The 12,179-nt window shown below is 70.5% G+C and carries 11 protein-coding genes; all 11 read left to right on the top strand.

All coding sequences use genetic code 11. The features are described from left to right. The first annotated feature begins 64 nt into the window (after nucleotides 1-64). The 11 genes from asnB to rfbB all read left to right on the top strand — a co-directional run bounded on the left by asnB (nucleotide 65) and on the right by rfbB (nucleotide 12,094). Nucleotides 65-1,987, top strand: coding sequence for an asparagine synthase (glutamine-hydrolyzing) (gene asnB, locus IEY82_RS08655; protein WP_189123474.1), 1,923 nt, complete (start codon nucleotides 65-67; stop codon nucleotides 1,985-1,987). A gap of 1 nt (nucleotide 1,988) precedes the next feature. Next, on the top strand, nucleotides 1,989-3,119 hold the full coding sequence (locus IEY82_RS08660) for a glycosyltransferase family 4 protein (RefSeq protein WP_189123475.1): 1,131 nt from the start codon (nucleotides 1,989-1,991) through the stop codon (nucleotides 3,117-3,119). 4 nt (nucleotides 3,120-3,123) lie between these two features. Beyond that, the gene (locus IEY82_RS08665) at nucleotides 3,124-4,455 is read left to right on the top strand and encodes an MATE family efflux transporter (protein ID WP_189123476.1); all 1,332 of its coding nucleotides are present in this window, start codon (nucleotides 3,124-3,126) and stop codon (nucleotides 4,453-4,455) included. A gap of 78 nt (nucleotides 4,456-4,533) precedes the next feature. Beyond that, entirely contained in the window at nucleotides 4,534-5,430 is an 897-nt protein-coding gene (locus IEY82_RS08670) for a polysaccharide deacetylase family protein (protein WP_189123477.1), read from the top strand. After that, complete coding sequence (locus tag IEY82_RS08675) at nucleotides 5,427-6,218, top strand: formyl transferase (RefSeq protein WP_189123478.1); 792 nt, start codon at nucleotides 5,427-5,429, stop codon at nucleotides 6,216-6,218. The genes IEY82_RS08670 and IEY82_RS08675 overlap by 4 nt, the downstream gene beginning before the upstream one ends. A gap of 168 nt (nucleotides 6,219-6,386) precedes the next feature. After that, a complete protein-coding gene (locus IEY82_RS08680; RefSeq protein WP_189123479.1) occupies nucleotides 6,387-7,553 on the top strand; it encodes a DegT/DnrJ/EryC1/StrS family aminotransferase in 1,167 nt (388 codons plus the stop codon). 4 nt (nucleotides 7,554-7,557) lie between these two features. Beyond that, nucleotides 7,558-8,544, top strand: coding sequence for a glycosyltransferase family 2 protein (locus tag IEY82_RS08685; RefSeq protein WP_189123480.1), 987 nt, complete (start codon nucleotides 7,558-7,560; stop codon nucleotides 8,542-8,544). Next, entirely contained in the window at nucleotides 8,541-9,488 is a 948-nt protein-coding gene (locus IEY82_RS40125; RefSeq protein ID WP_189123481.1) for a WxcM-like domain-containing protein, read from the top strand. Before IEY82_RS08685 ends, IEY82_RS40125 begins: the two co-directional genes overlap by 4 nt. Next, nucleotides 9,485-9,907: a GtrA family protein gene (locus IEY82_RS08695; RefSeq protein ID WP_189123482.1), complete on the top strand. Its 423-nt coding sequence runs from the start codon at nucleotides 9,485-9,487 to the stop codon at nucleotides 9,905-9,907. The genes IEY82_RS40125 and IEY82_RS08695 overlap by 4 nt, the downstream gene beginning before the upstream one ends. Before the next feature lie 145 nt (nucleotides 9,908-10,052). Further along, nucleotides 10,053-11,120: a glucose-1-phosphate thymidylyltransferase gene (locus IEY82_RS08700; protein ID WP_189123483.1), complete on the top strand. Its 1,068-nt coding sequence runs from the start codon at nucleotides 10,053-10,055 to the stop codon at nucleotides 11,118-11,120. Further along, nucleotides 11,117-12,094, top strand: coding sequence for a dTDP-glucose 4,6-dehydratase (gene rfbB, locus IEY82_RS08705; RefSeq protein WP_189123484.1), 978 nt, complete (start codon nucleotides 11,117-11,119; stop codon nucleotides 12,092-12,094). Before IEY82_RS08700 ends, rfbB begins: the two co-directional genes overlap by 4 nt. The last annotated feature ends 85 nt before the right edge of the window (nucleotides 12,095-12,179 follow it).

Here is a 12,179-nt window from a genome sequence, read left to right on the forward strand (position 1 = left end):
TCTACGTATGATCACGACGACCAGGTGTGATCGGTTCGGTCGTACACCGTTTTATGGAGGCACCGTGTGTGGCATAGCGGGAATCGTGTCGGCGTCCGGCCCGGACCCGGCGCTCGTCCGCCGCATGTGCGACGTGATGAGGCACCGGGGCCCCGACGGCGCCGGATTCCACGACGACGCGCAGGCCGCGCTCGGCATGCGCCGGCTGGCGATCATCGACGTGGCGACCGGCGACCAACCCGTGTACGGCGAGAACGACCGGGTCGTCGCCGTCTTCAACGGTGAGATCTACAATTTCGCCGAGCTTCGCGAAGACCTGGCCCGGCGCGGGCACCGGCTCCGCACGGCCGGAGACAGCGAGTGCCTGGTCCACCTGTACGAGGAGTACGGCGTCGACTTCCTGCACCGGCTCCGCGGCATGTTCGCCCTCGCCATCTGGGACCGTGACCGCGAACGACTGGTCCTCGCCCGGGACCGGATCGGGAAGAAGCCGCTCTACTGGCGCACCGACCATGACTCGATCCACTTCGCCTCCGAGCTGAAGGCCCTCGCGCAGGACCCCGGCATGCCGCGCGAGCTCGACCTGCTCGCCCTGCACCACTACCTGAGCTTCCAGTACGTCCCCGCGCCGCAGTCGATCTACCAGGGCGTGCACAAGCTGCCGCCGGGTCACTTCCTGACCTGGGAGCACGGGCGGATCGACGTGCACCGCTACTGGCGGCTCGACCACGTCCCACGGCCGTTCACCGACGAGCGGGAGGAGGAGGAACGGCTGCGCGAGTTGCTCCTGGAGGCGACCCGGGTCCGGATGGTGAGCGAGCGCCCGCTGGGCGCGTTCCTGTCCGGCGGCATCGACTCCTCCGCGGTGGTGGCCGCGATGGCCATGCAGAGTCCCGAGCCGGTCAAGACGTTCTGCATAGGCTTCGAGGACAGCAGGTACGACGAACGCCACAAGGCCCGGATGGTCGCCGAGCACTACGGCACCGACCATCACGAGTTCGTGGTCACCTCCGACCTGCTCGACATCCTGCCGCGGCTCGCCTGGCACTTCGACGAGCCGTTCGCCGACTCGTCGGCGATCCCGAGCTTCTACGTCGCCCAGATGAGCCGGCAGCACGTCACCGTGGTCCTCAACGGCGACGGGGGAGACGAGTGCTTCGGCGGCTACCAGCGCTATGGCCTGATGAACCTGGCCGGCCGGATCCCGGCCGTCCCGTCGCCCATCGCCTGGGGGGCCAACCGGCTCGGCACGCAGATCATGGAGCGGACCCGTTCGGGCTCCCCGGCCCGGAAGATCGGCCGGCTGATGGCGTTCAGCGCCGAAGCTCCGTCGCATCGCTACGCGTCGCTGATGTCGTGCTTCACGCGTGAGCAGAAGGCCCGGATCTACACCGACGCCATGCGGCGACAGGTCGCGCATGCCGACAGCTACCGGCTTTTCGGCGATATCTTCCGCGAATCGGCGCTGGAAACAGAGGTGGGCCGGGTCCTCGAACTCGACACGCTCACCTACCTGCCGGGCGACCTCCTGGTCAAGGTCGACATCACCACGATGGCCAACTCGCTCGAGGCGCGGTCGCCGTTCCTCGACCATCAGCTGATGGAGTGGGCGGCGGCCGTGCCCAGCGGGTACAAGGTGCGCAGGCTTCAGACGAAGCTGCTGCTCAAAAGAGCGGTCGCGCCCTGGCTGCCGCCGAAGCTGCTGGAGTTCCCCAAGAAGGGGTTCGGCGTGCCGCTCGCCACCTGGCTCCGCGGCGACCTGCGAGAGCTCGCCTACGACCTCCTCACCGACGACACCGCCCGCGCCCGCGGCCTGTTCAGGCCCACGGCGGTCCTGGAGCTGCTCCAGCGGCACATGGCGGGGGCCGACTACGCCGAACGTATCTGGGCGTTGCTCCAGTTCGAGCTGTGGCAACGGGCGCACGGGTCGCCGGCCGATCCGGTGGCCGCCGACGGGCGCTGCGCCATGGCCCAGAAGGGTGCCTGAAGTGGCGTCCAGTGGTCATGCCACCCTCCGGCGCGTCGTGCTCTTCATCGGGCAACTGGGATTCGGCGGCACCGAGACGCAGGTGGTCCTGCTCGCCCGCGAACTACGGCTCCGGGGCATCCAGGTGGACGTCGTCCTCCTGGTCGGGGGCGGGCCCCACGAGGCGGGGCTGCGAGCCGCGGGGATCGAGGTCCACCACCTCGTCCGGCGCCGGCGCGGCCGGGCCACGGTCATGCAGAGGGTGTGGCTCTTCGCCCGCCTGGTGCGGCTGCTGCGCCGGCTCCGCCCTGACGTGCTGCACGCCTTTCTCATGGAGTGCTACATGCCGGCGGCCCCGGCAGCCCTGCTCGCCCGGGTCCCGGTCCTGGTGGCCGGTCGCCGGAGCCTGAGCGACATCCTGAGAGACCGCTGGTGCTTCAAGCTCGGCAGCGCGATGGTCCGGATCACCGATCACGTCGTCGCCAACGCGGTGGCCGTGGCGGAGGACGCGCGGACGGTCGAGGGGGTTCCGCCCCAGAAGCTCAGCGTGATCTACAACGGTCTCCAGGATTCGGCGTTCGACCCGGTCGAACCGGCGGGCATCGACACCGGCCTTCCCGTGGTGCTCTGCCTGGCCCGGCTCCGGCCGGAGAAGGGACACGGCTTCCTGTTCGACGCCGCCGCGCTGCTCGCCCGCCAGGGCAGGCCGATCACCGTGGTGCTCGTCGGGGACGGCCCCGAGGAGGACCGGCTCAGGGAGCGGGCGAACGCGCTCGGTCTCGACATCCGCTTCATGGGAGCCATGACGGACAGCAGAGGGATGCTGGACCGTGCCGACATCGTCGTCTCGCCCTCGGTCTCGGAAGGGCTGAGCAACTCCGTCATGGAGGCGATGGCCCGGGGACGGCCGATCGTCGCCACCTCGGTCGGCGGCACGCCCGAGCTGGTGGAGGACCGCGGAGTCCTCGTTCCTCCGGCGGACCCCGTGGCCCTCAGCCAGGCCGTCGCCCGCCTGCTGGACGATCCGGAGCTGGCCGCCTCGCTGGGGGCCGCGAGCCGCCTGTGGGCGAGCAAGAACCTCGACGTCACCACCATGGTGGAGGAGCACATGGGCCTGTATCACCGGCTGCTGGAGGATCGGTGCGCGACCTGATCCCATGGCCCGTCCCCCCGCGGTGAGGTCCACCGAGACGGTCGTCCTGCACACGCTGGTCAGCCGCGCGATCAGGCTGATCCTGGCGATGGCGACCGGGGTGCTCATCGCCCGCACGCTCCAGCCGGAGGGCAGAGGCGTCTACGCGGTGATCGCCACAGCGGCGGGCGCCGCCATCGTCGTCGGGCACCTGTCGGTGGAGAAGTCGCAGATCGCCTGGTGGTCGGACCGGTCGCGGCACCAGGCGCTGGTCACCAACGGCCTGGTCCTCGGCCTGGTGCTGGGCGCCGTGTCGGCGCTGGGCGCGTTGGCGCTGGCCGCGGCGGGTGGTGCGCCCGGCGGGTTCGCCCTGTGGGCGCTGGCGCTGGCGGTGGTGCCGCTGGGCGCGGCGGCCATCAACCTCGACGGCATCCTGACGCTGCGGTCGCGGATGGAGTTCGTCAACCGCACGATCCTGCTCGCCGCGCTCGCGCAGTGCCTGCCGCTGCTGTTCCTCGCGGCGATCGGTCAGGTGACCGTCGCCAGTGTGATCATCTGCTGGGCGATCTCGACGGCCCTGCCCTTCGTCCGGGGGCTGCGCGGGCTCCGGCCCAGCCCCCGTCACTGGGACAGGGCGCTCGTACGGTGTCAGCTCGCCCTCTCGGCCAAGTACCACGTGGGCTGGGTGGCCCTGTATTTCCTCGTCAGCATCGACATCCTGCTGCTCAACGCCCTGGACTCGGCGGCCGCGGTGGGCATCTACACCGTCGCCGTCACGGTGATGGCCCTCGCCCGGATCCCCGGCGAGACGATCACGCAGGTCGTCCTTCCCCAGCAGGCGGGCGGCCACGTGTCCGACGCCTCGCAGGTCACCGCACGCGCCCTCCGGATCAACCTGTTCGTCTCCTCGGCACTCGTCGGCCTGCTCGCGGCGGCGTCGCCCTGGCTCATCCCGCTGGTCTATGGCCCGTCCTTCGCCGGAAGCGTCGCCCCGCTGCTCGCGCTGGCTCCGGGAACGATCGCGCTGATGGTGGTCCGGCCGCTGGAGCAGTATCTGGTGCGCCTCGATCGGCCGATCACGATGACCGCCATCGCGGTCAGCGCCCTCACCGTGAACGTGCTGCTCAACCTGGTGATGATTCCCCGGTGGGGCGCGGTGGGCGCCGCCGTGGCGTCCACCGTGGCCTACGTCCTCATGGCCTTCCTCGAAATCGTCCGGTTCACCCGGTCGACCGGGCTGCCGGTGCGGGAGTTGATACCGGGAACGGCCGACCTGCGTTCGGTGCTGCGGCCGTTGACGGCGAGGAGGGCGGTCGGCACGGCGGCGAGAACGGCCCGTGCCGGCCGGCCCGGGTAATGATGACTTAACCAAAATCGCGATGAAATCGGACCGCCTGCCGGCTGAATGTGGTTTGTAGATTGATAATCTCCCCGCATGCCCGGAATATTCATTCTTTCTCTCGATACAGAGCTGGCCTGGGGCACGAATTCCGAAGACCTGCCGCGTTTCTCCAGAATTCTCGACGAGGAACCACAGATCATTCGGCGGCTGATCGATCTGCTGGACGGATACCAGGTCCCCGCCACGTGGGCGGTGGTGGGCCGGCTCCTCCTGGACCCGGCGGTCCGTTCCGGGCCTGCCCGCACGCCGGAACGCTGGTACAGCGCGCCCTATCTGACGGAGTGGCTCACCGGCGCGCGGGTGCGCCACGAGATCGGCACACACACCTTCAGCCACGTCTACGCGCATGATCCGGGCACCACCCGCGACGTGTGGGTCCGCGAGCTGGAGGCCGCCGCCGAGGTGAGCGAGCGGCTCGGCCTGCCGATGCGCTCCATCGTCTATCCGCGGAACCAGGTCGGATTCGTCGACACCCTGTCCGATTTCGGGATCATCGCCTATCGAGGGGTGGAGCGGAACTGGTACGGAAACCGTTCCGGCGCGCTTCACTTCCTGGATCGGGCCCTGGGGACGGCCGCCCCGACCTACGCCGCGCCCGCCCTCCGGGAGGGCGAGCGCCTGGTGAACCTGCCCGCGTCGCAGTTTCTCATCGGCGGCAACGGGCCACGCAGGCTCATCCCGATCGCCTCCAGGGTGCGGCAGGCCCGGCTCGGTCTCGACCGCGCGGTCCGCCGGGGCGAGATCTACCATCTCTGGTTCCACCCGTTCAACCTGGGCGGCGATCCCCGGATGTTCGGCGCGCTGGAGCAGATCCTGCGAGAGGTCCGCGCGCGCCGCGACAGGGGAGAGCTGGCCGTCATGACGATGGCCCAGGCCGCCGAGTTCGTGCTGGCCAACGCCGAGGTCACCCGGGCGGGGGCGCGGCGGTGAGCGGCATCGTGATCCTGGCCGCCCGCAGTGAGACCTCCTACCTGCTCATCAACCACCTGGCGGCGCGCTTCGAGGTGTCGGCCGTGGTCTTCGAGCAGGGGAGTCAGCGACGGCTGCTCCGGCACCGGCTCCGGAAGCTCGGCGTCCGCGCCGTGGCCGCCCAGCTGGCCTTCCTCTGCTACGACCGGACGGTGATCAGGCCGCGGTCACGCGCCCGCGTCGCGGAGCTGCTCGCCGGGCACGACCGCCGTCCTCCCGACGGCCGGCTCAGGGTGCTGGACGTCGGGTCCGTGAACGGCCCGGAGGTCGCCGGCCTGCTGCGCGACGAGCGGCCCGGCGCGGTCGTGGTCTCGGGCACGGGCATCATCGGCAGGCGGATCCTCGAATGCGCCCCGGCGTTCGTCAACATCCACGTCGGCATCACGCCGAGATACCGGGGAGTGCACGGCGGCTTCTGGGCGATCTACGAGGGCCGCCCCGAGCTGGTCGGGACGACGATCCACCTGATCGACCCGGGCGTGGACACGGGCGAGATCCTCGCGCAGGAGCCCGTCGCGGTCGACCCGTTCACCGACACCTACCGCACGCTTCCGGTGAAGCAGTATCTCGGCGCGCTGGACGCGCTGGCGGAGGCCGTGCGCGCGGTGCTGGACGGCCGCTCGCGCCCCTACCGGCGCTCCGACCTGACCAGCCGCCAGTGGTACTCACCGACCCCGTCCCAGTACGTACGGTTCACGCGGGAGCTGCGGAAGCTGCGGCGACCGGATGCGCGCCCGGCGGTCGTGTGACCTCGTCCCCCGGCACCGGGGGACCCCGCCGGGCAAGCCCTGGGTAATGGCTCGCCAAGGGATGGCAGTGCCCCGCGTGTCGGGCGGATCCGCCGAGGCTCCCGCCCGCGTTGAATGTGGAGCGCCTGTCCTGGCAGCCGTGACCGCCGCACGCAGCAAAGGCCGACGATGCGCTCTGTTGATCACTACTCGCCCTACCTCCCCTTGGAGGGGCTCGACGACGGCGGGAGCGAGGGCGCGGGCCGTGTCCTGATCAACGATCTGGGCCGGCACGCGTTCTCGACCGGCGCGGCGGTGCGCGACGCCGTCGAGAGGGTGCTCGGCAGCGGCTGGTACGTCCTCGGCGCGGAGGGGAAGGCGTTCGAGCGGGAGTTCGCCGCCTACTGCGGAGCCGCGCACTGCGTGGGCGTCGCGAACGGGACGGACGCCATCGAGCTCGGACTGCGCGCCCTCGGCGTCGGCCCCGGCAGCCGGGTCGCCACCGTCGCCAACGCCGGCTTCTACACCACGACCGCCCTGCTGGCCCTCGGAGCCCGCCCCGTCTTCGTGGACGTGGACCCGGACACGAAACTGATGCGTCCGGCCGAGCTGGAGCGGGCCGCCGCCGGCGGCGGCCTCGACGCGGTCGTGGTGACACACCTGTTCGGCCTGCTGCACGACATGGACGCGATCCTGGACGTCGCCGCCCACGCGGGCGTCCCGGTGTTCGAGGACTGCGCGCAGTCGCACGGCGCCGCGCGCGACGGGCGGCGGGCCGGCACGTTCGGCGTCGCGGCGGCCTTCAGCTTCTACCCGACGAAGAACCTCGGGGCGCTCGGCGACGCGGGCGCCGTGGTCACCGGTGACGCGCACGTCGCCGAGCGGGTACGGCGGCTGCGGCAGTACGGCTGGGAGTCGAAGTACCGCGCCGGCCCCGGCGGCGGGCGCAACAGCCGCCTCGACGAGATGCAGGCCGCCGTGCTCCGCGCCAAGCTGCCCTTCCTCGACTCCTGGAACGACCGCCGCCGGGCCATCGCGGCCCGCTATTCGCGGGAGATCGCCCACCCGAAGATCCAGTGCCCGCCGGTGCACGGCGAGGAGTTCGTCGGCCACCTCTACGTGGTCGTGAGCGACGACCGCGAGGCGCTGCGGGCGCGGCTGGCGTCGGCCTGCGTGCTGAGCGACGTGCACTACCCCGTGCCGGACCACCGCCAGCCCGCGCTGGCCGGTCTCGGCGACCCGGCGGAGCTGCCGGTGACGGACGCCCTGGCCGGCTCGATCCTGACGCTGCCCTGCTATCCCGAACTCTCCGACGGCGAGGTCACGCGGGTGATCTCGTGCCTGAACACGTGGTGAGGCCATGTTCTCCGTGATCATCCCCGTGTACCGCAACGCCGAGACCGTGCCGCTGCTGATCGAGGAGCTCACCGGCGTCGGCGCGACCGTCGCCGAGCGCTACGGGCTGCCGGTGGAGTTCGTCTTCGTGGTCGACGGCAGCCCGGACGACAGCTTCGAACTGCTGAAGGCGGCGCTGCCGCAGGCGCCGTTCCGGTCGCAGCTGCTGCTGCACGCGCGCAACTTCGGATCGTTCGCGGCCATCCGCACCGGTCTGCGGGCCGCGCGGGGCGACTACTTCGCGGTGATGGCCGCGGACCTGCAGGAGCCGCCCGAGCTCCTGCTCAGCTTCCTCGACCGGCTGGTGAAGGACGAGTCGGACATCGTGGTGGGGGTTCGCGAGAGCCGCGACGACCCGGGGATGTCGCGCCTGACGGCCAACCTGTTCTGGTCGTTCTACCGCCGGTTCGTGGTGCCGGAGATCCCGCAGGGCGGGGTGGACGTCTTCGGCTGCAACCAGCGCATCCGTGACGAGCTGCTGCGGCTCGACGAGGCCAACACCTCCCTGGTGGGGCTCGTCTACTGGCTCGGCTTCCGGCGCGGCGAGGTGCCGTACGACCGGCGCGAGCGGGCGCACGGCACGAGCACCTGGACGCTCCGCAAGAAGATCGACTATCTGCTGGACAGCGTCTTCGCCTTCACGGACCTGCCCATCCGGATCCTCACGGTGATGGGCCTGCTCGGGTTCGCGGTCGCCGGCTGCCTCGCCGTACTCGTGATCGTCATGCGCCTGACCGGGCAGATCGAGGCGGCCGGGTACGCGGCCACGATCGTGGTCATCACGTTCTTCGGCGCGCTCAACACCCTGGGCATCGGCTTCGTCGGCTCCTACGCCTGGCGCAGCTACGAGAACACCAAGAAACGTCCCCTGGCCCTGGTGCGCACCGCCAGCACCTTCGAGGGGGCGGCCGAGACCACCGCCGATCTCCTCTGCACGGGCAGGCACGCGTGAGCACGTACATCCATCCGCGAGCGCTCTGCGAGAGCGCGGCCGTCGGCGACGGCACCCGGGTCTGGGCCTTCGCGCACATCCTGCCGGGCGCCCGGATCGGCGGCGACTGCAACATCTGCGACGGGGTCTTCGTCGAGAACGACGTCGTCGTGGGGGACCGCGTGACCGTCAAGTGCGGGGTGCAGCTCTGGGATGGGATCACCGTCGAGGACGACGTCTTCATCGGCCCGAACACGACGTTCACCAACGATCCGTTCCCGCGCAGCAGGGTCCGTCCCGAGGCGTTCACCCGCACCGTCGTCCGGGCCGGCGCCTCCATCGGGGCGAACAGCACGATCCTGCCCGGCCTGGAGATCGGCACCGGCGCGATGGTGGGCGCGGGCGCGGTGGTGACCCGGTCCGTCCCGCCGAACGCGATCGTGGTCGGCAACCCGGCCCGCATCAAGGGCTACGTCGCCGATCCGGTGGACCCCGGTGTCCCGTTCGCGGCGGGCGGCGCGCCGTCGGCCGGCGGCACCGGCCTCGGCGTGGGGAAGGCGACCCTCCACGAACTCCGCGTCGCCAAGGACCTGCGGGGCGAGCTGTCGGTCGGCGAGTTCGAGCGCGAGCTGCCGTTCCGGCCGGCCCGCTACTTCCTGGTCTACAACGTGCCCAGCCGCGAGGTACGCGGCGAGCACGCGCACCGGCGGTGCGACCAGTTCCTGATCTGTGTGCGCGGCTCGTGCGGAGTCCTGCTGGACGACGGCCGCAACCGGCGGGAGATCAGCCTGGACCGGCCCAGCCGTGGCGTCTACATGCCGGCCATGATCTGGGGCACGCAGTACCGGTACTCGCCGGACGCCCTGCTGCTCGTGTTCGCCTCGCATCCCTACGACCCGGACGACTACATCCGCTCGTACGACGAGTTCCGCCGGGTCGTCTCGGGTGAGCCGGTGCGGGTGTGAACGCGGCGCGCCGGAGGTTCGCCCGGTTCGTCGCCGGAGGAGCCACGAACACGGCCGTGACCCACGGTCTGTTCGTCGTCCTGACGTGGTCGATGCCGGCGCCGGTCGCCTACTCGGTGGCCTACGCGACCGGGATCGTGCTCGGCTACGTCATCAACACCGTCTTCGTGTTCCGCATCCGGGCCTCACTCAGGTCCGCCCTGCGCTTCCCGGTCGTGTACCTGGTCGCCTACCTGGTCGGCCTGGGACTCGTCGTGCTGCTGACCGGGGCCGGGCTCGCTCCCTGGCTCGCGATGCCGGTCGTGCTGGCCGTCAACGTCCCGCTCACGTACGTACTGACCCGCCACGTGCTCAGGGGGGCCCGAGCGGAGCGGGCGCGACCCGAGCCCGCCGGGCGGCCGCTCCGGGTCGCCCGCTGACCGAACCCTCTCGCGTTGGCAACATGTGGCACGCCCTTCGGCAAAGGGAAATGTGGCGGACGGCCCGGTAATTCGCACTCGCATACCGTCAGGTGGACAGGCGGTTCACGCGGCATGCACTCTTCGCGGAAGGGCTCAGTGAGCGGTGAAGGCACTTGTTCTGGCGGGCGGTAAGGGCACGAGACTGCGCCCGCTCACCCACACCTCGGCGAAGCAACTGGTCCCCATAGCCAACAAGCCGATCCTCTACTACGGGCTGGAGGCGATCCGCGACGCGGGCATCCGGAGCGTCGGCATCATCGTCGGCGACACGGCCCGCGAGGTGCGGGAGGCGGTGGGAGACGGTTCGCGCTTCGGCCTGGAGGTCACCTACATCCCGCAGGAGGAGCCGCTGGGGCTGGCGCACTGCGTGCTGATCGCCCGGGAGTTCCTCGGCGACGAGCCGTTCGTGATGTACCTCGGCGACAACTTCCTGGTGGACGGCATCGCCGACCTGGTGGACGCGTTCCGCGGGGCCGACCACGACGCCCAGATCCTGCTCACCAAGGTCGCCGAGCCGCGGTTCTACGGGGTCGCCGAGCTCGGGCCGGACGGCGAGATCGTCGCACTGGAGGAGAAGCCGGTCCATCCGCGCAGCGATCTCGCGATCGTCGGCGTCTACACCTTCTCCCCGGCGATCCACGAGGCCGTCCGCGCGATCAGGCCGTCGGCGCGCGGCGAGCTGGAGATCACGGACGCGATCAGGTGGCTGGTCGACCACGGCTTCAGGGTGCACTCGCATCTGGTCAGCGGCTACTGGAAGGACACCGGCCGGCTGCAGGACATGCTGGAGTGCAACGAGATCGTCCTGCAGACCATCGAGCACGACGTCAGGGGCACCGTGGACGGGTTCTCCGAGATCAGCGGCCGCGTCGTCATCGCGCCCGGCGCCCTGGTCGAGAACTCCGTGATCAGGGGACCGGTCGTGCTCGGCGCCAACACCAAGATCAGCGGCTCCTGCATCGGGCCCTACACCTCGATCGGTGAGGGCTGCGTGCTGGAGGGCGCCGAGGTGGAGTACAGCATCATCCTGGGGGAGTCGTCCATCACGGGGGTCCGCGGGCTCACCAACTCGCTGATCGGCCGTAACGTCGAGGTCACCCGGTCCATGGACTCTCCGCACGTCAACCAGCTCATGGTCGGAGACCACAGCAAAATTCAGGTGAGAGCATGAGAATCCTCGTGCCCGGCGGCGCCGGGTTCATCGGTTCGCACTACGTGCGGTCGTTGCTGTCCGGGCGCCTGCCCGGTTATGAGGACGTCCAGGTGACCGTGCTGGACAAACTCAGCTACGCCGGCAACCTGGCCAACCTGCTGCCGGTCGCCGGGCACCCCGGATACACCTTGGTCCACGGCGACATCACGGACGGCCGGCTGCTCGCCGACGTGGTGCCCGGCCACGACGTCGTCGTCAACTTCGCGGCCGAGACGCACGTCGACCGCTCGATCACCGGCCCCGGTGACTTCGTCCTGAGCAACGTCTACGGCACCCAGCGGCTGCTGCAGGCCGCGCTCGAAGCCGGCGTGCGGGCCGTCGTCCAGGTCTCGACCGACGAGGTGTACGGGTCGATCGACGAGGGGTCGTGGACCGAGGAGGAGCCGCTGCTGCCCAACTCGCCCTACTCGGCGGCCAAGGCGGGCGCCGACCTGCTCTGCCGGGCCTATCACCGGACCTACGGGCTGGACGTCCGGGTGACCCGGTGCACCAACAACTATGGCCCGTACCAGTATCCCGAGAAGGTCATCCCGCTGTTCGTGACCAACCTGATCGACGGCCGGCCGGTGCCCCTGTACGGCGACGCCGGCAACGTACGCGAGTGGTTGCACGTCGACGACCACTGCCGCGGCATCCAGCTCGTGCTGGAGAAGGGGTCGGCCGGAGAGGTCTACAACATCGGGGGCGGCGTCGAGCTGACCAACCGGGAGCTCACGCGGCGGCTGCTCGACGCGGTCGGCGCCGGCTGGGAGATGGTCGCGTACGTGGCCGACCGGCCCGGTCACGACCGGCGTTACTCCGTCGACAGCGGCAAGATCCGGGCGCTCGGCTACGAGCCCCAGGTCGGCTTCGACGAGGGGCTGGCCGAGGTGGTGCGCTGGTACCGGGAGAACGAGGCGTGGTGGCGGCCGTTGAAGGAGGCGACGCTCTGAGCGTGGCCGGCGCCGCGAACCGGCTGTAGAGACCGGCTGTGGAGAAAGGGCTCACCCCGGCGATGATCGCCGGGGTGAGCCTTTT

This window comes from Nonomuraea cavernae, from assembly GCF_014646355.1.
Classification (GTDB): domain Bacteria; phylum Actinomycetota; class Actinomycetes; order Streptosporangiales; family Streptosporangiaceae; genus Nonomuraea; species Nonomuraea cavernae.

Bases quoted from the DNA above. Each gene is read 5' to 3' on its own strand.
- IEY82_RS08665 (WP_189123476.1), top strand. From the start codon at position 3,124: ATGGCCCGTCCCCCCGCGGTGAGGTCCACCGAGACGGTCGTCCTGCAC.
- IEY82_RS08680 (WP_189123479.1), top strand. From the start codon at position 6,387: ATGCGCTCTGTTGATCACTACTCGCCCTACCTCCCCTTGGAGGGGCTC.
- rfbB (WP_189123484.1), top strand. From the start codon at position 11,117: ATGAGAATCCTCGTGCCCGGCGGCGCCGGGTTCATCGGTTCGCACTAC.
- IEY82_RS08685 (WP_189123480.1), top strand. From the start codon at position 7,558: ATGTTCTCCGTGATCATCCCCGTGTACCGCAACGCCGAGACCGTGCCG.
- IEY82_RS08670 (WP_189123477.1), top strand. From the start codon at position 4,534: ATGCCCGGAATATTCATTCTTTCTCTCGATACAGAGCTGGCCTGGGGC.